Source organism: Fictibacillus sp. WQ 8-8, assembly GCF_024494405.1.
Classification (GTDB): Bacteria; Bacillota; Bacilli; order Bacillales; family Fictibacillaceae; genus Fictibacillus_C; species Fictibacillus_C marinisediminis.
The window spans coordinates 200,840-223,209 of sequence record NZ_JAMXKG010000006.1 but is presented as its reverse complement, the minus strand read 5'-3'; the positions used below and the strand labels follow the sequence as shown (position 1 = coordinate 223,209).

Sequence of the window (22,370 nt, the reverse complement as noted above, 5' to 3'; positions counted from 1 at the left end):
GATGATGGGGAAACGAAAAGTAGGATTGCTTGTCATGGCTTACGGAACTCCAAGAAGCCTTGATGAAGTTGAGCCATATTATACACATATCAGACGCGGAAGAAAGCCTTCAGAAGAGCAGCTTCAAGATTTAACACGCCGTTATGAAATGATCGGGGGAATCTCTCCTCTCGCTAAAATAACGGAAGAACAGGCACAAAGGCTTGAAGAGATGATGAACAGCCGTTATGAAGATCTTGAGTTTAAGAGTTATTTAGGTTTAAAACATATCGATCCATTTATTGAAGATGCCGTAAAACAAATGAAGGAAGATGGAATAAATGAGGCAGTCTCACTTGTCCTTGCTCCCCATTACTCTACGTTCAGTGTGAAATCATACAACGGAAGGGCAGTTGAGGAAGCGGAAAATCTAGGAGGCATAAACATCACCTCTATTGATCAATGGTATGATAACCCTAAATTTATCGATTATTGGGTGAAGGAAATCAACAAGATTATGGATCAGATTCCATCTGGCGAGAAAGAAAAAACAGTTGTTATTTTCTCCGCACACAGCCTTCCAGAACGGATTTTGCAGATGGGAGACCCATATCCGGATCAGCTCAAGGAAACAGCTGATCTCATTGCCTCCAAGGCTGGCATCTCTCATTATACGATCGGCTGGCAAAGCGCAGGGAATACGCCTGAACCATGGATTGGGCCTGATGTGCAGGATTTAACAAGAGATCTGTATAAAGAGCACGGGTATACTTCCTATGTTTATTGTCCGGTAGGCTTTGTTGCCGATCATTTGGAAGTTCTGTTTGATAACGACTATGAATGCAAAGTAGTGACAGAAGAGCTTGACGTAAACTATTATCGTCCGGCCATGCCGAATGCAAAGGATGAATTCATCGATTCACTTGCTGATGTCGTTTCAGAAGCCTTAACTCAAAAAGGAAAGTGATAATCATGCCAGAGCGGAAGCATGTAGTAATTATCGGCGGCGGTATAACAGGATTGACCGCCGCTTTTTACTTGCAGAAGGAAGCGAAAGAAAAAAATCTCCCCATTACTTACACGCTGATTGAAGCGTCTGACCGGCTCGGTGGAAAAATTAAAACCATTCATCGCGATGGTTTTGTCATTGAACGTGGTCCGGATTCTTATTTAGGACGCAAGCAAAGCCTGACGAAACTCATTGAACATGCCGGACTTGAAGAAAAACTGGTTTCCAATGAAACAGGTCAGGCCTATGTGATGTCTGGCGGCAAATTGCACCCTATCCCTGAAGGAGCCGTAATGGGTGTCCCTACCAAAGTGGGGCCGTTCATCAAGACCAAGTTATTTTCCAAAGCCGGCAAAGCGAGGGCTGCAATGGATCTTGTGCTTCCACGCCGTGAAGGAGCGGATCAGGATATTTCTGTCGGCCATTTTTTCCGGAGAAGGCTTGGAGACCAGGTTGTTGAAAACTTGATCGAGCCCTTGCTGTCTGGAATTTACGCAGGAGACATCGACCGGCTGAGCCTGCAGTCGACATTTCCTCAGTTTCAGGATGTGGAAAGAAAGTCCAGAAGCCTTATACTCGGTATGAAACAGAATATACCAAAGGCTTCTGAAAGACCGGGAACTTATGGAAAAAAGAAGAAAGGCCAGTTCTTGACCCTTTCTTCCGGTTTGGAATCTCTTGTAGAAAGACTCGAGGAGCTTCTTGAGCCGGAGAGTATCTGGAAAAACAAAAAGGTTTCAGGCATCGAACGTGAAGAAACAGGACGATACCGGGTTGAATTGGAAGATGGAACGAATACGCATGGTGATTCTGTGATTCTGGCTTCTCCTTATTCAGTAGCCAAGCAGCTGCTGCCAGAACAAATCAGGGTGGATGAGTTCCATTCCACACCATCAACATCAGTTGCAACCATAGCGATGGCTTTTCCGGCTTCAGCTCTGAAAAATGATATTAACGGTACAGGCTTCGTTATTTCGCGGAAGGAACCAACAACCATCACCGCGTGTACGTGGACACACCGAAAATGGCCGCATACAACGCCGGAAGGGAAAGTTCTGCTCCGCTGTTACGTGGGCAGGGCGAACAACCAGGAAATTGTTTTTGAGTCTGACGAAGCTATTCTGAAAGCCGTCCTGAATGATCTGGATAAAATCATGGACATTACCTCTGAACCTGAATTTTATTATGTTTCACGCTGGATTCAGTCCATGCCTCAATATGAGGTTAACCACAAACAATTGTGGCAAAAACTACAGAACAATCTTTCAGCACATTATCCGGGTGTTTATGCTGCAGGTGCCTCCTATGAAGGTGTAGGGCTTCCCGATTGTGTAGCTTCAGCTGAAAAGGCGGTTACCCATATTATCAAAACCTTGCGATAGGCCACAACGGACCTATCGCGCTTTTTTGTGCTCAAAACATATGAAAGGGATAATTTGATATACTTGGTTTGCAGGGATTTACTGAAGGGACTTATGTGATGAAATACTTTTTACAGCCGCTGTTTGTGAATATAGCTGTTATCTTTTCTTTAACCTATATCGCCAATACGATTGTACCTTTTCTTATTGAGCGGAAGCTGGCGCTAAAGGCCAAAATGCTTTATGGGGGGATTGCCGGCATCTGTGCTTTGCTTTGTATGGCCTATCCTATTGAAACGCTGAAGGACTCCTTTTTTGACCTTAGAAACGTTCCGATTGTTGTTGCGACTCTCTACGGCGGATTGCTGCCAGGTGCGATATGCACGATCATTGTTTCCATAGCGAGGCTTATCATCGGGGGCCATTTTGCTTTCCTTGGCGTTGTGCTTGCCTTAGTGGCGTTTGTCATTGCAGGGGCATACAAAGGTTTTTTTACTGAGGAAATGAAAAAATGGAGAGCTGGAATAGTTATTGCTGCCGTTTACACGATCATCTATATGATGATTATTCATAGTGAGATGGATTTTCTTCCAAGAGACTTTTATTGGGTTTATTTCATTTGCTTTAATGTGTCTTTCTTTACTTCTATCATCCTTATTGAAAGATTGACGTTCATTAATATGAGGCTTGAAGAAACCGCCTATCTCGATAAACTCTCTGTGGTAGGGCAGATGGCAGCAGCGATCGCTCATGAGGTCAGGAACCCGCTGACTACTGTCCGGGGTCTCATTCAATTTTTGGCAAAGGATACGGAAGATAAAAAGCTGGAAGAGCTTGCTCCTTTAATATTGGATGAATTAGACCGAACCAATAAAATCATTACTGATTACTTAACTTTGGTCAAACCCGGAAAGCCAGATCTAAAGGTCCTTCAACTGGATAAATTGATCCAGGATACGCTCTCACTGATAAGGCCTTACGGATTTCTTCATAATACAGTCATTGCGTACGAGCTAACTGGAGAGAATGATGAAATCGTTGCTGATGAGCATCATGTGAAACAATGTCTGATCAATATTATTAAAAATGCCATTGAGTCAACGGATGGAAAAGAAGGGCTGATTACAGTTTATAAACATTCTTTCTCCAAAGACTCCATTACACTGGCGATTGAAGATAATGGAAAAGGCATGTCTGAAGAAGAACTTCAGCAGATCGGGCTTCCTTTTTATACAACAAAGACTAAGGGCACAGGTTTGGGCACAATGATTATTAGCCGGCTCATCCGTAGTATTGGAGGGAGCGTGCGGTATGAAAGTACACCGGAGGAAGGGACGAAGGTTTTATTGACCTTGCCTGTTAAATCTTCCTAATTATACTTGTGTGATCCGCAATAACGTGGTAAAGTTTGAAATTGACCAGATGGGAAAAATGGTCAGTGAAAGGGAATGAGCCCATGATTGATCGAAAACAAAATATTATTGAAGCTGCAGCAAAGTCTTTTTCGCTGTTTGGATATAAAGCCACCACTATGGATCAGGTAGCTAAAATTGCTAATGTCGGTAAAGGGACAATTTATACTTTTTTTGATAATAAAGAAGAACTGTTCAGGGAAATTGTAACCGATCTTGTAAGGCAGATACGGCATGTCGCAGCAGATGCGATAAAGGAAGACCGAGCATTTCATGAAAATCTTCATTCCGCATTATATGGTGTCCTGGATTTCCGCAAGTCCCATCAGCTTGCAATCAAGATTGCACAGGAAGGAAGAGAACTGAATACTCCTGCCGTAAAAGAGGCAAGCGTCATGCTTGAGACGGCTGTAATCACTTTTATTAAACAAGAGCTTCAGAAAGCCATTGAAAAAGGAGAAATTAGGAAGTGCAACACAGAGATTACTTCTTTTGTGATGCTGAAAATGTACGTTTCGCTCGTATTTGATTGGGAGCAGGAACATGAGCCTCTCAGCAAGGAAGAGATTGCGGACATTATTGAAAATATTTTAATGACGGGACTTAAAAGGTAACAGTTGCAAACCTGTTATATTCGTGGTATTTTTGTAAATGACCAAATTTTAATTTTAGTCATTTTAAGTGATCTTTATTGCAAGATCTCTCTTTTTTTGAAATAAAATGACCGATTGACCAAAATAGTCATATTGTATGAAATGATAGAAATGGGTGAAATTAGCATGATAAGAAAACAATTTCAGGCCGTCCTACGCAATCCGAAATTACTGATTCCGGTTGCAGCCATTTTGTTTATTCCCATCTTGTACAGTGGAATTTACTTGTGGGCTTTCTGGGATCCATATTCGCATACGGATAGGCTGCCGGTCGCTGTAGTAAACGAGGATAAGGGAGCTAAGCTGGATGGTGAAAAGCTTCAAATCGGTGATGATTTAGTAAAAGATCTGAAGGATAACTCAGACTTCAAGTGGGAATTTGTCAGTTCGGATAAAGCTGAAACGGGCTTAAAGGATAATCAGTATTATGCGGTTATTGAGGTTCCGGGAAACTTCTCAGAAAAAGCTAAAACAGCGATGGATCCTCATCCTGATAAACTTCAGTTAAATTATAAAACAAATTCTGGCTATAACTATCTTGCCTCCCAAATCGGGAAAAAAGGTGTAGAACAGCTTGAAAACAAGCTCTCTAATGAAATTTCCAAAACGTATACCGGAATCATTTTTGATAAAATTGGTGAAATGGGCGATGGTTTCAAGAAAGCATCAGATGGTGCGGGAAAATTAGCTGATGGTTCTTCAAAAGCTTCTGGCGGCTCACACGATCTTGTTAAAGGCACTGAAGCCTTTTCGAACAAGACAGAAGACCTCCACAATGGATTGGGCCAGCTGGCGGGAGGATCGTCACAGCTTTCTGAGGGCTTGAAACAATCCGAAGATGGAGCTGGAAAGCTGTACTCAGGCATGAAAGAGAAATCCCCTGAGATCGACCAGCTCAATAAAGGCGCAAGCAGCCTTGAAAAGGGCCTGAACAGCCTATCCGGGGGACTGGATCAGCTTGACCAAAAAGGAAATCAGATAACGTCTGGACAGGAACAGCTGGCCAAAGGAGCCAATGACTTGAAGACGGGAGCAGCGGCTGCTTATGAAGGCTCAGCCGTACTCGATGATAAAGGAAAAGATTTAGAGGATGGCGCCCGCAGCATTAGGGACGGAGCGGCTCAGTTATCCTCCGGGATGACAACGTTAAAAGACGGTGCTGACAAAACAGCAGCAGGGGCAAAAACCGTGAATGAGGGACTTGCTTCTTTAAAAGAGGATATGGCGAAAAATCCCGATATGCCAAAGGCTGAAATATTGGCCCGTGTCGCAGCTCTTGAAGCTGGAAGCAAGCAGGTCAGCGACGGTACTCAAAAAGTAGCCGAGGGGACAGCGCCTTTAAAAGCGGGTGCCGATCAACTTTCTGCTGGAGCTAACAAGTTATCAGCAGGCCAGGCACTGTTTCAAAAAGGTGTAGAAGCCCTTCATGCCGGCCAGAAGAAACTGGTAGACGGCACGGCTCAGCTGGCTTCTGGACAGCAGAAATTGCTTGAAGGAACAAAAACGTTTATGTCCAAAATCGGAGAAGCAAAAGGCGGCGCCGATCAATTAGCCGATGGCTCCGCTAAATTGTCTGCAGGAACAGCAGGGTTGTCCCAAGGCTGGTCCGGTCTTGTCGATAACGTCGGCAAACTCAGCCAAGGCCAGTCTAAACTGGCAAAAGGAAGCATTGATCTAACGAATGGCCTGCAGAGTGCAAAAGACGGTTCAGGCAAGCTGAGCGATGGCGCACGCCAGCTGAATGATGGGGCTGGTAAACTGGCTTCGGGTGTCGATTCTATTAAATCGGGCAATGAAAAACTGGCTGGAGAATTGAACAAAGCGGCAGAAAAGGCTCACAAAGCGAAAGCTACGGATGATGAAGTCAAAATGATTTCCAATCCGGTAAAAACCTTGAACGCCAGCACCGTAAAAGATATGACCTATGGAACCGGGCTTGCTCCATACTTCTTGTCCCTGGGACTGTTTGTAGGTGCCCTCATGCTGACCATTGTGTTCCCGCTCGTTGAACCAGCGATGAAACCCAAAAATGCATTCAGCTGGTTCTTCAGCAAATATGCTTTTATGGCAGTGACAGGCATTGTTCAAGCTCTAATCGCGGATCTGATCTTGCTGCAAGGTCTTGGTCTCGAAGTACAGAGCACAGGCAGATTTGTTTTGTTCAGTATCATCATCAGCTTAACGTTCATGGCCATTATTCAGTTCCTTGTTACAACCATGGGCAACCCCGGACGATTTATCGTTATCCTGATGCTGATCTTCCAATTAACATCAAGCGGAGGAACATTCCCGACAGAAATGATTCCTTCTTCACTGCAGACGGTTCACTTTTTTATGCCGATGTCCTATTCTATCGCCGGGCTGCGTGCTGTCATAACGACGGGGGATTACAGTCTTATGTGGCAGAATGCGATCATACTCGGGTACTTTATGGTTCCAATGCTGGCAGCTTCCCTTCTCTTCTTCAGAATCAAAATGAAGAAGTTCAGAAACGAAGAACCTGCTGCGAACACTATCTAATAATATGGCAGTCCTATCTATTAATGAGGGGACTGCTTTTTTGCTATGGCTCTTTTCTAAAAGATTGTTGCTTTGGGGGCATTTAAGTATAGAAACTTCATTGATCAGTTGATTGGAGTGCAAGGTGCGAGACTCCTGCGGGAGTAGCGGGACAGGTGAGACCCGCAGACGCCTGCGCCGAGAAAGTAGGCGCTGGCGCCGGTAAGGCTCACCGCACGCCCCGCGGAAAGCGAGCAGCCTGAAACGGAAATCAACCACTCCCAAGAGCAGCAAAGGTTACGAAAACAGCCTTTTCTTTAAAACGTTGTTTAGCTCCAGCACTTGTCGGCCCTTAACAGACTACTAGAGTTTTTCTTAAAATTGCTTGCTAAATTGGTTTCTTGCTTGATCAAATAGGGAAACATAGGAATGATGATAAAAATATGCCGTGACAGAAAAGGAAAGAGAAAGTAGGAGATAGACCTTGATCACATTTAAAAACGTGGCAAAGAAGTACCCTGATGGCTTTGAAGCCCTTAAAAACATTGAATTTCATATTAAGAAAGGAGAATTGATTGCATTAATCGGGCCGAGCGGCTGCGGAAAGACGACAACAATGAAGATGATTAACCGCCTGATCGAACCGACAGGAGGAACCATTCTAATTGACGGTGAAGATATTTCTGAAAAAGATCCAGTTCAGCTTCGCCGAAATATAGGATACGTGATTCAGCAGATCGGCTTATTGCCCCATATGACAATCGGTGAAAACATCTCCCTCGTACCAAGGCTGAAAGGCTGGAAGAAAGACAAGTATGATCATAAAATTGATGAATTGCTGAACTTGGTCGGACTTGACCCAGAAACGTTCAAAGACAGATACCCTTCCGAGCTTAGCGGCGGACAGCAGCAGAGAATAGGCGTCATCCGGGCTCTTGCCGCAGAACCACCTGTTATTTTAATGGATGAACCGTTCAGTGCACTGGATCCGATCAGCAGGGAGCAGCTTCAGGACGAACTGATCAAGCTTCAGGATACTATCCAGAAAACGATTGTATTTGTAACCCATGACATGGATGAAGCGTTAAAAATAGCTGATCGTATAGCCATTATGCGCGAGGGCAGAATTGTCCAGTTTGATACCCCGGAAAGAATCCTCCGTCATCCAGCCGATGATTTTGTCAAAGGCTTTATTGGTGAACAAAGGCTTGAAGACTTAAGCAACGATAAGCCGGCAGCAGCTGATCTCATGATTGATAAAGTTGTGACTGCGAGGGCTTCAAGAGGACTGGCGGAAGCATTGAAGATGATGAAACGCTATAAAGTAGACAGCTTAATGGTGACCAATCCGGAAGACCAGCTTCTTGGGATTGCAACTATTGGTGCGGTGGAACGGTTTTATAACGAGGAAGACAAAACGATTGGTGATATTATGGACAAGGACTTTCATGCCGTAGAGCTGGAGTCACCCTATACGGATGTCGCTGAGGTGTTTGCCAAGAAAAGGGCTTCATTTATTCCTGTCTTGAACAATGGAAAATTGGCAGGCTTGATTACTCAATCCACGATGATGCGTGGCCTTGCAGGAATGAAGACCTCCGCAAGACAGGAAGGAGGGTCTTTAGATGAACAATAAAAACTTTTTCTCAACACTTGTGGATACGTTTAAAACGAGGTGGCCGGACATTCTGGAAGGGCTGCAGCAGCATTTATTTCTTTCTCTTGTTTCGATCCTTATCGCAGCTGCGATTGCCATACCACTAGGCATCTATATTTCAAGAAGAGCTAGAATTGCGGAGCCTGTAATCGGTGTAACAGCTATCTTTCAGACGATTCCAAGCTTAGCATTATTCGGATTTTTGCTTCCGCTCTTTGGCATCGGAAGCACAACCGCCATTATTGCATTGACTGTGTATGCACTGCTTCCCATTTTAAGAAATACATATACTGGCATTACAGGAGTGGATCAGTCTGCGGTTGAAGCGGGCCGGGGAATGGGGATGACGAAGAATCAAATTTTAAGAATGATTGAACTCCCGCTTGCCCTTCCTATTATTATGGCAGGCTTGCGCACCGCCACAGTGTTAACGATCGGGGTAGCCACATTGGCGGCCTTTATTGGTGCTGGCGGACTCGGTGACCTGATCTACAGGGGGCTTTCAACAACCAGGAATGAGCTCGTGCTTGCTGGTGCTATACCAGCTGCTCTGCTCGCGCTTGTTATCGATTATATTCTGAAGCGGATTGAAATCGCGTCTAATCCGGTCGGCAAAAGGAAGTTTTCGTGGAAAAAGGCGTCTATTATTCTCATACCCGTCGCTGCGCTGCTTCTGTTTTTCGCCATAAGGAGCGGTACATCAGACGATACGATTAAGATTTCAGGGAAGAAATGGACAGAGCAGTATATCCTTCCTTATGTTATCGCGGAATATGTAGAAGCAAAAACAGACTATAAAGTAGACGTAGGAGAAGGGCTCGGAGAAACCCCGATATTGACCCAGGCCATCAAAAAGGGTGATATCGACATGTACGTAGAGTATACAGGGACTGGACTGCTTACCATCCTTAAGGAAAAGTATTCTCCCAATCTTACTCCCGATCAAATCTATGACCGTGTGAAGGAAGGATACAAAAAGAAATATAAACTGGACTGGCTTGAGCCCCTTGGTTTTCAGAATACGTATGCTCTTGCTCTACGGCCTCAAAAGTATAAAGAACTTGGAGTGAAAACAACCTCTGAGCTTGCAGGCAAATCATCACAAGTCACGTTCGGCGCTCCAACCGAATTTTATGAACGTGAGGATGGCTATCCCGGTTTCCAAAAGGTGTATAACTTTAACTTTAAAGATAAAAAAAGCCTTGATCCCAATTTGATGTATGGAGCGGTAAAGGCTGGAAAAGTAGATACCATAGCTGCCTTTACAACTGATGGAAGGATTGCGCGCTATAATCTCAAGCTGTTAAAAGATGATAAGAAATTCTTCCCGCCTTATTATGCGGCACCGATTGTCAGAGAAGATACGCTGAAGAAATTTCCGAAGCTGAAGGATACGGTTAACCAGTTGGCAGGAAAAATAAGTGAAAAGGATATGGCAGAAATGAACGCGAAGGTGGACATCGATAAGGAAGAACCAGGGGATGTAGCAAGGGATTTCCTTAAGAAAAAAGGGTTAGTTAAATAAACATCCAATAAAAAAGCCTGGCGATGCCAGGCTTTTTTTATTGGATTATAGAACCTTGCTTAAAAAGGATTTTGTCCTCTCATGCTTCGGGTTTCCGAATAATTCAGACGGAATGTTCTCTTCAACGATATAGCCGCCATCCATGAAGATGACACGGTCACCGACCTCACGGGCAAAGCCCATTTCGTGGGTAACAACGACCATCGTCATTCCTTCCTTCGCAAGCTGTTTCATCACTTCGAGCACTTCACCAACCATTTCGGGATCCAGTGCTGAAGTGGGTTCGTCAAAGAGCATGATCTTAGGATCCATAGCCAGTGCGCGGGCGATGGCAACACGCTGTTTTTGTCCTCCGGATAACTGTCCCGGGTAACTGTCTGCTTTGTCATTCAAGCCAACTTTGGATAGAAGAGCGAGAGCTTTTTCTTTAGCTTTCGCTGGTTCCATTCCCCGTACTTTTATAGGCCCAAGCGTCACGTTTTCCAGAACGGATTTATGTGGAAAGAGGTTGAACTGCTGAAACACCATACCAACATCCTGGCGTACAAGGTTAATGTTTACCTTCGGATCAACAAGATTATAGCCATTCACCACTACTTCTCCGCCAGTGATATCCTCAAGCTTATTTAAACAGCGGAGAAACGTGCTTTTCCCTGAACCGGACGGACCGATCACGCAGACTACTTCCTGTTCCTTGATTTCAGAGTTTATATCTTTTAACACTTCTAAATCCCCAAAGGATTTTTTTAAGTTTCGTACTTTGATCATTGAGAGTTCGCTCCCCCTTTTTTTATATCCTATTAGATCTCTTTATCGTTTTCCTGATGTTAACTAGATTATACCTTCTGAAAGGGGAGAATGCGATGAATAAAACTTTTAATGTAAACTGTTATAAAAATTTTTAGAAAACTTATTGACCATCTAGGAAGTTTCACCTATACTCAATTTATGAAAACGATTTCATGATTTCGATTTCATAGTGAGAAATGAAGGAGAAACGCAATGGCGACTATTCAAGATGTAGCAAAGCTGGCCGGATTATCGAGAACAACAGTCTCCAGAGTAATCAATCAGCATCCCTATGTTACGGATGAAAAGAAAAGACTCGTTATGAATGCGATGGAAGAGTTAAATTATGTACCTAATTCTTCTGCACGCCGGCTAAGGAAGCAGCAGACTGAAACCATTGCCGTTTATGTCCCAAGGATCACAAATCCCTTCTTCAGCCAAATGGTTGAGGTCATGGGAAACTATGCGTCCGATAAAGGATACCAGCTTATTCTCTGCCAGACGAGCTACAGCCGCAATCAGGAGATCAATTATCTTGAATTGCTGAAAACGAAGCAAGTAGACGGGTTGATCCTCACGTCCATCGAGAATGAATGGAGTGACATTGAACCGTATATGAACTTTGGGCCGATCATGCTATGCAATGAATACAATGATGAAGCCGATGTACCAACCGTTTATTTAAATCAGGTTGAAGGCGGTTACATAGGGACGCGGCATCTCATCGAGCAAGGCCATACGAAAATTGGATATTGCTCGGGGGACAACACCGCATCGCGCGTAGCTTCTGACCGGTACAAAGGCTATAAGAAGGCATTGGCTGAGGCAGGGCTTCCTGTCAACGATGAGTGGTTCCTGACAAGTGCATACAGCATAGAGGATGGAAAGCGGATTTTTCAAACCATCGCAGGCATGCAGAACCCTCCTACGGCAGTGTTTACCGGAAGTGATGAAGTAGCAGCAGGAATCTGGAAGGAAGCGGTCAATCATCAATGGCGAGTACCGGATGATTTAGCCATCATAGGTTTCGATGACCAGCCAATTGCAGATTTGATCGGTTTGACGACGATTGAGCAGCCGATAGAGGAAATTGCAAAGCGGGCAATGGAACAAATGATTCAAACGATAGAAAAGAAACTGCCAAGCAAGAAAAAGGAAATAAAGCTTGATTTTAAACTGGTTAAACGGCGGTCTACCTGATTCCATTAATGGAATCAGCAGTCCGCGTACTATATTAAAGGGGGATAACCTTGATGAACATCAAAAAGATCTCAAAGGTCATTACAACATCACTTGCTCTTTCACTCGTTTTGTCCGCGTGCAGTGACAACAAAGCGAGCACAGACGAAAAGTCAAAGGATTCTGGAAGCAAAGGTAAAAAAGTCGAGTTGATTTATGCTCGCGGTAAAGATGACACACATGCTACGCAAAAGATGGTAGCAGCGTTCGAGAAGAAGTACCCGAACATCGATGTTAAATTCCGTGAGATGCCTGCTGACACAGGAAAGCAGCATAACGCTTACGTAACAGCGTTCAATGCCAAATCTGATGAGATCGATGTCTTTGATATGGATGTTGTGTGGCCGGCAGAGTTTGCACAGGCTGGCTACGTTATGCCGCTTGACCGTTTCATTCAAAAAGACGGTGTAAAGCTGGATGAGTATAACGAAGGTGCATTGAGCGCTTCTAAATTTAAAGGAAAACAATGGGCTCTTCCTAAGTTCATTGATGCCGGTATGCTTTTCTACCGTACAGACCTTGTAAAATCACCGCCGAAGACGTGGGATGACCTTTTGAAGCAGGCAAAAGCAGATAAAGGAAAAGGCGGCACGAAGTTCGGATACTTGATGCAGGCAAAGCAATATGAAGGACTTGTATGTAACGCGGTTGAATTTATCGCTTCTTACGGCGGAGAGATCATCAATGACAAAGGAGAAGTTGTCGTAGATTCTCCACAAGCTGTAAAAGGAATCAAAAAACTTGTAGAAGTTGCTACTTCTGATGTTGTACCTAAAAACGTAACGACATTCGCAGAGCCTGAGTCTCATACAGCGTTCATTAACGGACAATCTGCGTTCATCCGCAACTGGCCGTATCAATATGCTCTTGCTAATGATAAGTCACAATCTAAAATTGTAGGCAAAATTGGCGTAGCACCGCTTCCTGCTGGTGACAAAGGACCTGCTGCTGCACTTGGCGGATGGCAAGCGGGTATCAACAAGAATACTGATGTACCGAAAGAAGCTTGGTTATTCCTTAAATTTATGGCGGGTGAAGAAGGACAGAAGCTTGATGCGATCAATGGCGGACATGCTCCAACGCTCAACAAATTGTTCGACGATCCAGATGTTCAAAAAGCAAATCCTTACTTTAAAGAAGAAGGATTCGTAAACGCTCTTAAATCAGCGGTTTCCCGTCCGGTAGCACCGAACTACACTGAGATCTCAGATATCATCCAAATCCAGATTTCCAAAGCGATCGCTAAAGAAATCACACCGGAACAAGCAGCGAAAAACATGCAAAAAGAAATCTCTGCAAAGCTTGAAAAGTAATAGACTCGACAAGTAAATGCATAAGCCTTCATGTATATGGAGGCTTATGCAAAATTATTAGTGGTATCGATTCCAGAATGAAATGGATGGACTGTTGCTTCGCCAGTCCATCGATGGCATTCGTTATGTAAGGAGTGGACAAACGTGGAAGTAAAGCTAAATCCAGAGAAACAGCCAAAGCAGGTAAAGCCTTCTTCAGGAAAAAAACGAAAAGCGTCTGAAAGCAGATTGGGCTATACGCTTGTTGCCCCATCTTTGATTTTAATTCTCCTTATCGCAGTATGGCCCGTACTTCAATCGTTTTATTACAGCCTGTTTGACCTCAGGTTAAATAACCCGACAAAATCCGAAGTAAACTTGAGTTACCATATTGACCTTGAAAAGTATTTAAACAGTTACCCTTTTCTGATCAGTACACTCGAAGACGAGGCAGGGAAAGCAGAGGGGTCAACGGCTGATACGCTAAATGGATTGATTAAAGAGCTAAAAGATGTTGATACAGGCATACAAAGTGATGCTGCCGTTAAGAAAAAATATGAGCAAGTCGATGACAAGCTGACGAACATGGAGCCGGTAAGTGAGGATCTAAGCTCGGTAAAGGTTGATAAAGCTGATGCTATGAAGCTTGATAAGACGCTTCATAAAGTTTCCACACAAGTAAAGGACCTTAAGGGGCTTAAGAATGAAGACGATGCTCTCGGATTGTCTTCTTCCCTGAACGAAGCGGTAATCAAGCCTAACTTTATCGGATTTGACCATTACAAGAGCAATCTGACGGATAAGCGGATGTGGATGGCGATTTGGAATACAAGCGCGTTTACCATCATTTCCGTTTTTATAGAACTGGTACTTGGACTTGCGATTGCTGTATTGATCAATAAAGCTTTCTTTGGAAGAGGTCTGGTCAGGGCGACGATCCTCATTCCATGGGCAATTCCAACCGCCGTTTCTGCGAAAATGTGGCAGTTCTTATATGATGGCCAGAATGGGATTGTCGCTAAGATTTTTGAAAAAATCGGACTCGTTGATAATGCGACGGATCTCCTGACAAGCAATATCGGAGCCATGTTCTCTATTATTTTTACGGATGTCTGGAAAACGACTCCATATATGGCGTTATTGCTCTTAGCCGGCCTGCAGACAATCTCATCTTCACTCTACGAGGCCGCGTCCATTGATGGAGCGACCAAATGGAAGCAGTTCACGACCATTACACTGCCTTTGTTGAAATCCAGTATTCTGGTAGCCTTGCTGTTCAGAACACTCGATGCTTTCCGGGTATTTGACCTTGTTTATGTACTGACAGGCGGAGGTCCTGCCAACTCAACGGAAACGATATCGATCCTGGCGTACAAAAGAATGTTCGAACAGACCAATTTCGGGGACGGTTCAGCACTGTCGGTTATCGTCTTTGTCTGTGTTGCCGTCATTTCCATGATTTTCATCAAGTTTCTTGGCCGTGAGCTGTTAAACGACAAGTAGGGCAGTTACTGTAAAAAGGAGTGAGAATTCGTGAATAAAAAAGCAGGACCGCTGTTTTATATCTTTCTTGCAATCTTTGTGTTTCTCGTCATGTTCCCGTTCTTATGGATGCTGTTAAGCTCGATTAAGCCAGTTTCAGAGCTGTTTGGGGATAAGGCGTTCCATCCGTTTACAGACCATCCTACTTTTAAAAACTATGTGTCTGTATTCACTAACTATCCGTTTCTTAAATACTTATGGAACAGCTTCGTTGTTTCGGGTGTTACGACGGTGTATACAGTTTTAATCGCATCATTCACAGCTTACGCGATCGCGAGGCTGCAATTTAAAGGGAAGACAGTCATTTTGGGGCTGGTGCTCTCGGTATCCATGTTCCCGCAGATCGCTACCATTTCACCGATCTACATTCTATTGAAGAATATCGGGTTGACCAACAGCTACTTAGGTTTGATCATTCCCTATACAACGGTTACGCTTCCGCTGTCGATCTGGATTCTGGTTACCTTCTTCCGCAAGATCCCGTTTGATCTGGAGGAAGCAGCAAAGATGGATGGAGCAACCTTGATGCAGACATACTGGAAAGTTATACTGCCGCTGGCTGTACCGGGAATCTTTACAACAGCCATTCTCGTATTTATCGCAGCGTGGAATGAATTCCTGTTCGCCTTAACCATCAATACCGATGATAAATTAAAAACAGTTCCAGTCGGGATTGCAATGTTTGAAGGGCAGTTCACCGTACCTTGGGGCGACATAACAGCAGCAACGGTTATTGTTACTGTTCCGCTCGTTATCATGGTTCTGTTGTTCCAGCGCAGAATTGTTTCCGGCCTTACATCCGGAGCCGTAAAAGAATAGAAGGCTTTCCTTTCCTTTCGTTTAGGTGCCAGGCACCCGCCTTTGACAGATGTCAAAAGGCGGTGCCTGGCACCTTTTAAGGTTATACTAGGAGTAAAATCATAAGGAAGTGATGAAGTGAAGCTAACAGTAATTGGGTATTGGGGCGGCTATCCGGGAAAAGGAGAAGCTACTTCGGGTTATCTTCTGCAGCATGAGGGATTTAATCTGCTGATTGACTGCGGGAGCGGTGTTTTGTCCAGCCTGCAGAACTATATAGGGGTTGAGGAAATGAATGCTGTGATCCTGTCGCACTATCATCATGACCATGTGGCAGATATTGGCGTCCTTCAGTATGGACGGCTCGTTCAATCCTTTTTGCAGAAAGGTATTCCAACACTGCCGGTTTATGGCCACACAAAAGATCAAAAGGGTTTCCAGAGCTTAACGTACCGTTCAGCTACTGCGGGTAAAGCCTACTTCCCGGAACAGCTGCTCCAGATTGGTCCGTTTCACATCTCCTTTATGGAGACAAAGCATCCGGCACCATGCTATGCGATGAGAATTACAGATGGAAGCAAAACCTTCGTATATACAGCAGATTCTGCTTACCTCTCTGACTTTGTTCCCTTTAGTAAAGGTGCAGATCTGCTTATTTCAGAATGCAATTTCTACAGTGATCAAGATGGAAGCGGCCCTGGACATATGAACTCTCATGATGCTGCAAACATTGCAGCCAAAGCGGATATTCCTCATCTGCTTCTCACGCATCTGCCGCATTTCGGTGACCATAACCAGCTAATCGAACAGGCGTCAGAAAGGTTTAGCGGCAAAGTGGAAACTGCATCTTCCGGGTGGACGTGGGAAGGATAAAATACAACCATAAATTGTTAGGGAATGAGAAGTCTGACAGCTTGCTATTCTTCTAAAAGAGTTGTATAACAAAAAAGGAGAAATTTTTTCTAACGGAGCAGTGAAGGAGAATAAGCTATGCTGTTTATTGATAACCGTAATATTACGGATCCCAGAGTAAACCTTGCCATTGAGGAATACGCTTTAAAAAACCTGGATATTAACGAAACGTATCTTTTATTTTATATTAATGAACCTTCTATTATTATCGGGAAGAACCAGAATACGGTAGAGGAGATCAATGCTGATTATGTTCGGGAGCACGGAATCCATGTCGTCCGCCGACTATCAGGCGGTGGAGCGGTCTACCATGATACCGGCAACCTGAACTTCAGCTTCATTACGAAAGATGATGGCAATTCTTTTCATGATTTTAAAAAGTTTACCGATCCTGTCGTCAAGGCACTGAATAAACTAGGTCTCAATGCGGAGCTTAGCGGAAGAAATGATATTCTCGTTGACGGGAAGAAAATTTCAGGAAACGCTATGTTTACCACCCGCGGCAGAATGTTTAGCCACGGTACACTTATGTTTGATTCCGAAATTGAAAATGTTGTCTCTGCTCTTAATGTAAAATTAGATAAGATTCAATCGAAAGGCATCAAGTCGATACGCAGCCGGGTTACGAATATTAAAGAGCATATGAATGAAGAAATGACGATGGAGGAATTCAAGCAGATTCTACTTTCGTACTTGTTCGAAGAATTTGAGGAAATCCCGCGCTATGAACTGACCGTAAAAGATTGGGAACAAATTAATAAGTTATCAGAAGAAAGATACCGCAATTGGGATTGGAACTATGGCAAATCTCCAAAATCCAACGTGGAACTTTCCAACCGTTTTGCTGGCGGTTCAGTAGATGTGAAACTTCAAATCGAGAAAGGCATCATGCGTGAATGTAAAATTTACGGTGATTTCTTTGGAGTAGGCGATGTACGTGACATCGAAGAGCGGCTGATCGGCACCCGCTATGACAGAAGAGACATTGAAAAGGCGCTTGAAGATGCAGACATGGGCCATTATTTTGGAAATGTAACGAGAGAAGAATTTTTGGACCTGCTCTATTAATTAAAAAGCTCTGTAAGACTAAATGATGGAGCGTTTCATTTGTTCCACGAATCACTATATATACAATCTGCTTTAATAAAGTCAATTAATAAAGACAGCTATGGCATGGGGCCACAGCTGTCTTTTTTGTTCATCTTCCATTTGACAGAATAATCGTAAAACGATAAGCTTTAGAAAATAGTATTACATATATAATTAAAACGAAAATAAAACGTCATACGTAATAACTAAAAATGAAAGGGCTTACTAACTAAAGAAGAGGTGAATGCAGTTGATCTTTGATCGGGAAATGGAATGCATGGAACGAGGGGAAAAGCAGGAACTTCAGTTATCAAGACTTAAGGAAACAGCTGGGAAGGTATATGAGAGTGTGCCTTTTTACCGAAAAGCATTTGTGGAAAAAGGGATAGCGCCTGAGGATATTCATACGCTGGAAGATATAAAAAAATTGCCCTTCACCGTAAAAAAGGATCTTAGGGATCATTACCCCTTTGGCCTTTTTGCCGTGGATACAAAAGAGCTGACACGCGTTCATGCTTCTTCGGGTACGAGCGGGAAGCCTACCGTCGTTGGATATACGGCAAAAGATATTGAAAACTGGAGCGAAATGGTGGCACGGTGTATCGCGATCGGCGGAGGTGAGCCTGGAAAATTCCTTCATAATGCATACGGTTACGGCCTCTTTACAGGAGGACTTGGCCTTCATTTTGGTTCAGAACGCCTGGGGATGGTGACTGTACCGGTTTCTGGAGGCAACACGGAACGCCAAATCCTGCTCATTGAAGACTTTAAGCCAGAGGTGATCTGCGGAACTCCGTCCTATATCCTGACTATTGCAGAAAAGATGGAGAAAATGGGCAAGGATCCTCGCGCTACTTCCTTAAAATACGGCATATTTGGTGCAGAGCCTTGGTCAGAGGAGATGAGGACTGCTCTAGAAGAAAAGCTGAATATTAAAGCGATGGACATCTATGGACTCAGTGAAGTGATGGGGCCGGGTGTAGCCATGGAGTGCCATGAAGCACAGGACGGACTTCACATCATGGATGACCACTTTTTTGTTGAAGTGATCGACCCTGACACACTTGAACCAGTTCCAGAGGGAGGAACGGGCGAGCTTGTGTTTACTAGTTTAACGAAAGAAGCCTTCCCTGTCATAAGGTACCGCACAGGTGATATCGCTTCGCTTCGTACGGGAAAATGCGTCTGTGGACGCACTTCCGTCAGGATGTCACGTGTTAAAGGCCGGATTGATGATATGCTCATTATCCGCGGTGTCAACGTTTTTCCATCCGAAATTGAGAACTGTCTTCTGAAAGCAGAGGATCTTGTTCCTCATTATCAGCTCCACGTTCATGCAGACGGTTTTAAAGAGAATGTTCAGCTTCACGTAGAGATTACAGAAGCTTGTTTCACACGCATGGAACAAAACCTTGACCATGTGGATTTGGGATTGCTCAAAGACCGAATCAAGCATGCGGTTAAAAGCAGCTGTCTTGTAAATCTGGATATCCATCTGCTTCCTCCGGGCTCCATTCCAAGGTCTGAAGGGAAGGCAGTTCGGGTGGTCAGACATAAAACCGCTCAATTAGGTGTATAGTTGGTTGTTATTTATATGACGATATTTTATAATAACGGTAAATAAACGTAATATAATTAGGAGGGGCTTATTGTGCAGGCAGGTCTCAGCTTTGAACAGTTAACAAACGATGAAAAGCACCAGCATTTTATGGATCGAATCAACCGCGGTGAAAAGATAGAAGCCGATGATTGGATGCCGGATGATTATAGAACAAATCTCATACGCCTCATTTCTATGCATGGCATTTCGGAAATTATGGGAGCGCTTCCAGAAAAGGAGTGGGTACCAAAAGCACCATCCCTTCACCGTAAATTAGCGATTATGGCGAAAGTGCAGGATGAAATGGGGCACGGCCAGCTCTTATTGCGTGTTGCGGAGGATCTCATGGCTCCTCTCGGGAAAACAAGAGAAGACATCATGCAGGATCTGTTCTCCGGCCGTCTGAAATTTCACAACGTCTTTCATATGGAGGCACCGACTTGGGGGGATGCCGGAATGATCGCCTGGCTAGTGGACGGAGCAGCCATCATCTCGCAGAGCATGATGCTCGATTCATCATACGGGCCATACGCAAGAGCGTTAAAGCGTATTTGCGCAGAAGAAGTCTTCCATGCTCAGCATGGCGAGAGCATTATTTTAGCCCTTGCTGAAGGTACGCCTGAACAGCGAGCATTGCTGCAGGATTCCCTTAACCGCTGGTGGACGTCACTGATCATGTTCTTTGGTCCGAAGTCAGCAAAAGAAACGGGCAATTCGAACGCCGATAAGAACATCATGTATAAGATCCGGACGAAAACGAATGAAGATCTTCGCCAGGAGTTCTTCACCAAATATATTCCGCGCGTCTGGGCGCTCGGCCTTACCATTCCAGATGAAACGATCCACTTTGATGAAGAGACACAGATGTGGGTGTATCAGGATGTCGACTGGAATGAATTTAAACAGATTGTTTCAGGAAATGGGCCGCGTTCACAGGAACGATTGGATTTGAGAAGAAGTTCATATGACACCAACAGCTGGGTTCGGGAGGCACTTGCCGCCCAAAAGGCGATCTAAAAGCGGAGGAGAGTGGATAACGAATGAGCGAACAAGGAAACCAATTTTATAACGTGTATGAAGTGTTCAGCAAGAAGACAGATAAAGCTCCTTTTCAGCATCAGTTCAGCCTGCTTGCGCCGAACGCAGATATGGCTCTTGTCATGGCAAAGGAAAATTTCTTCCGCAGAGAAACAGTGGCTGACATTTGGGTCGTCAAACGGGAGAACATCCGCGGCTTAACACAGAGTGAAAGAGAAATGCTGAAAAGACTGGATAAAGACTATAGAGAAACTAAAGGATATGGTTACCTGAAGAAAAAATGGCGTGACTACAATCAGGAACAGTTTACAGAACAGCACATCATGGGCGGAAGGGAAGAGAGCCGATGACCGGAGAAACATTAAACCAACAAGAAAAAAAAGCGCTCAAGGAATTGATCTATCAGCTGGCAGATGATGACTTTATCCTGGCTTACAGAGGATCGGAATGGCTTGGACTCGCTCCCCATATCGAAGAAGACGTTGCGTTTTCTTCCATCAATCAGGACATGATGGGGCATGCCTCAATGTACTACCACCTTTTGGAGGACCTTGGTGAAGGAGAGGCGGACCGCATTGCGCATCTCAGAAAACCCGAAGAGTTCCGCAATGCCATCCTGCTTGAAAGGGTGAACGGAAGCGGGACCTATCTTGATAAACCGGACTATGACTGGGCATTTGCCGTCGTAAGAAACTATTTTTATGCGGTCCACAAACACATCCGTCTGGAATCGCTGAGAATGTCTTCCTACGAACCGCTGGCCAATGCAGCGAAGAAAATCATGACAGAGCAGTATTACCATTTGATGCACTGGGATATTTGGTTCAAGCAGCTTGTAATGAGCACAGAAGATGCGAAGCAACGCATGCTGTCAGCAGTGGATAGAGTATGGAGAGATTTTGGCGGAGTACTTACGCTGGGACCATTTTATGGAGAGGTCGTAAAAGCTGGATTAATAGAAGATGAACCGCTTCTGAAGAAACGCTGGCTTAACAGGATTGAGAAAGTATTCTCGGAAACCGGTATAACAGTACCAGGAGAGCCGCTGATTGAAAGCGGTAACGGCCGGAAAGGCGAGCATACGCCTGATCTTGCTGAAGCCCTTTCCACTCTTTCAGAAGTGTTTGCCACTAACCCGGCTTCCGGCTGGTAACAAAACGCAGGACCGGAAAGGAGAGACAGCATGGTTATACAATCTATGAATCTCAAAGAAAAAGTAATCTCAGCCCTCAAAGATGTAAAAGACCCGGAGATTGCTTCTGTAAGCATACTGGACCTGGGAATGATTGAAGACGTTGAGGAAAGAGAAGGCTCTGTACTCATCAAAGCGCTGCCTACGTTCGTTGGCTGTCCGGCCCTTCATATCATTGAAAGAGATATTAAACAGGCTGCCCGTGCTGTAGAAGGTGTGAAGGAGGTTCATGTGGAGTTTGTCTACACGCCGGCTTGGACAACAGACCGGATTACTGAAGAAGGCAAAGAGAGATTAAAAGAGTTTGGGATTGCGCCTCCACCGGCAAATCATGTGATGGGGGAACCGTGGAGCATCGATTGTCCGTATTGCGGCTCCTCATATGTAACCATGGAGAATATCTTCGGCCCGACCGCATGCCGCAGCATCCTATATTGCAAGTCTTGTAAAAACCCTTTTGAAGCGATGAAGCCTGTAGCAGATATGAATTGAAAAAGAAGGCTCTTTTCAAAAAATTGTTGCTTATGAGTGTAAAGAGCTTCATTGACAAGTTGATTGGAGTGCAAGGTGCGAGACTCCGGCGGGATGAAGCGTGACAGGTGAGACCAAGGAGGCGCTTGCGCCACGGGGCTCACCGCACGCCCCGCGGAAAGCGAGCAGCCTGAAACGGAGATCAACCGCCTTCCAAGAGCACCAAAGGTTACGAAAACAGCCAAAAAGAAAAAGGGGAACAGCCAGTTTTATAGAAATGATGTAATGCTGTCTTATTATGACGAACCAATAA

19 protein-coding genes are annotated in these 22,370 nt (G+C 44.4%); 18 read left to right on the top strand and 1 reads right to left on the bottom strand.

Going from position 1 to position 22,370, the window contains the following annotated elements; translation table 11 throughout:
• The first annotated feature begins 4 nt into the window (after window positions 1-4).
• The 7 genes from hemH to M1K46_RS15300 all read left to right on the top strand — a co-directional run bounded on the left by hemH (window position 5) and on the right by M1K46_RS15300 (window position 10,095).
• Entirely contained in the window at window positions 5-946 is a 942-nt protein-coding gene (gene hemH / locus M1K46_RS15330; protein WP_256226655.1) for a ferrochelatase, read from the top strand.
• A 5-nt stretch (window positions 947-951) separates the two neighbouring features.
• Complete coding sequence (gene hemY / locus M1K46_RS15325) at window positions 952-2,370, top strand: protoporphyrinogen oxidase (RefSeq protein WP_256226654.1); 1,419 nt, start codon at window positions 952-954, stop codon at window positions 2,368-2,370.
• Between the two features lie 98 nt (window positions 2,371-2,468).
• Window positions 2,469-3,722 carry an ATP-binding protein gene (locus tag M1K46_RS15320; protein WP_062236622.1) on the top strand — a complete coding sequence of 418 codons (1,254 nt, stop codon included), beginning with the start codon at window positions 2,469-2,471 and terminating at the stop codon, window positions 3,720-3,722.
• A gap of 83 nt (window positions 3,723-3,805) precedes the next feature.
• Complete coding sequence (locus tag M1K46_RS15315) at window positions 3,806-4,375, top strand: TetR/AcrR family transcriptional regulator (protein WP_062236620.1); 570 nt, start codon at window positions 3,806-3,808, stop codon at window positions 4,373-4,375.
• A 165-nt stretch (window positions 4,376-4,540) separates the two neighbouring features.
• On the top strand, window positions 4,541-6,934 hold the full coding sequence (locus M1K46_RS15310) for a YhgE/Pip domain-containing protein (RefSeq protein ID WP_256226652.1): 2,394 nt from the start codon (window positions 4,541-4,543) through the stop codon (window positions 6,932-6,934).
• A 463-nt stretch (window positions 6,935-7,397) separates the two neighbouring features.
• On the top strand, window positions 7,398-8,549 hold the full coding sequence (locus M1K46_RS15305; RefSeq protein WP_091006908.1) for an ABC transporter ATP-binding protein: 1,152 nt from the start codon (window positions 7,398-7,400) through the stop codon (window positions 8,547-8,549).
• Window positions 8,539-10,095 (top strand): glycine betaine ABC transporter substrate-binding protein, encoded by a 1,557-nt coding sequence (locus M1K46_RS15300; protein ID WP_256226650.1) that lies wholly within the window; start codon window positions 8,539-8,541, stop codon window positions 10,093-10,095. Before M1K46_RS15305 ends, M1K46_RS15300 begins: the two co-directional genes overlap by 11 nt.
• Before the next feature lie 45 nt (window positions 10,096-10,140).
• Here the strand turns inward: M1K46_RS15300 and M1K46_RS15295 are convergent, their stop codons facing one another.
• Window positions 10,141-10,863, bottom strand: coding sequence for an amino acid ABC transporter ATP-binding protein (locus tag M1K46_RS15295; RefSeq protein ID WP_256226649.1), 723 nt, complete (start codon window positions 10,861-10,863; stop codon window positions 10,141-10,143).
• A gap of 234 nt (window positions 10,864-11,097) precedes the next feature.
• On the opposite strand from M1K46_RS15295, the gene M1K46_RS15290 reads away from it, so the two are divergent.
• The 11 genes from M1K46_RS15290 to paaD all read left to right on the top strand — a co-directional run bounded on the left by M1K46_RS15290 (window position 11,098) and on the right by paaD (window position 22,078).
• The gene (locus tag M1K46_RS15290) at window positions 11,098-12,084 is read left to right on the top strand and encodes a LacI family DNA-binding transcriptional regulator (protein WP_091006902.1); all 987 of its coding nucleotides are present in this window, start codon (window positions 11,098-11,100) and stop codon (window positions 12,082-12,084) included.
• Between the two features lie 53 nt (window positions 12,085-12,137).
• Window positions 12,138-13,436 carry an ABC transporter substrate-binding protein gene (locus tag M1K46_RS15285; RefSeq protein ID WP_053355527.1) on the top strand — a complete coding sequence of 433 codons (1,299 nt, stop codon included), beginning with the start codon at window positions 12,138-12,140 and terminating at the stop codon, window positions 13,434-13,436.
• 144 nt (window positions 13,437-13,580) lie between these two features.
• Window positions 13,581-14,918, top strand: a complete 1,338-nt coding sequence (locus tag M1K46_RS15280; protein ID WP_369795820.1) for a carbohydrate ABC transporter permease — start codon at window positions 13,581-13,583, stop codon at window positions 14,916-14,918.
• A gap of 30 nt (window positions 14,919-14,948) precedes the next feature.
• Window positions 14,949-15,776, top strand: coding sequence for a carbohydrate ABC transporter permease (locus M1K46_RS15275; protein ID WP_053355526.1), 828 nt, complete (start codon window positions 14,949-14,951; stop codon window positions 15,774-15,776).
• A 117-nt stretch (window positions 15,777-15,893) separates the two neighbouring features.
• Entirely contained in the window at window positions 15,894-16,628 is a 735-nt protein-coding gene (locus tag M1K46_RS15270; RefSeq protein WP_256226648.1) for an MBL fold metallo-hydrolase, read from the top strand.
• A gap of 117 nt (window positions 16,629-16,745) precedes the next feature.
• Window positions 16,746-17,735 (top strand): lipoate--protein ligase, encoded by a 990-nt coding sequence (locus tag M1K46_RS15265; RefSeq protein WP_256226647.1) that lies wholly within the window; start codon window positions 16,746-16,748, stop codon window positions 17,733-17,735.
• A gap of 274 nt (window positions 17,736-18,009) precedes the next feature.
• A complete protein-coding gene (locus M1K46_RS15260) occupies window positions 18,010-19,335 on the top strand; it encodes a phenylacetate--CoA ligase family protein (protein WP_375162213.1) in 1,326 nt (441 codons plus the stop codon).
• 129 nt (window positions 19,336-19,464) lie between these two features.
• Window positions 19,465-20,373, top strand: a complete 909-nt coding sequence (gene paaA / locus M1K46_RS15255) for a 1,2-phenylacetyl-CoA epoxidase subunit PaaA (RefSeq protein WP_305585598.1) — start codon at window positions 19,465-19,467, stop codon at window positions 20,371-20,373.
• A 23-nt stretch (window positions 20,374-20,396) separates the two neighbouring features.
• On the top strand, window positions 20,397-20,744 hold the full coding sequence (gene paaB, locus M1K46_RS15250) for a 1,2-phenylacetyl-CoA epoxidase subunit PaaB (protein WP_053355522.1): 348 nt from the start codon (window positions 20,397-20,399) through the stop codon (window positions 20,742-20,744).
• A complete protein-coding gene (gene paaC / locus M1K46_RS15245) occupies window positions 20,741-21,547 on the top strand; it encodes a 1,2-phenylacetyl-CoA epoxidase subunit PaaC (protein ID WP_256226642.1) in 807 nt (268 codons plus the stop codon). Before paaB ends, paaC begins: the two co-directional genes overlap by 4 nt.
• A gap of 30 nt (window positions 21,548-21,577) precedes the next feature.
• The gene (gene paaD, locus M1K46_RS15240) at window positions 21,578-22,078 is read left to right on the top strand and encodes a 1,2-phenylacetyl-CoA epoxidase subunit PaaD (RefSeq protein ID WP_053355520.1); all 501 of its coding nucleotides are present in this window, start codon (window positions 21,578-21,580) and stop codon (window positions 22,076-22,078) included.
• Window positions 22,079-22,370 lie beyond the last annotated feature (292 nt).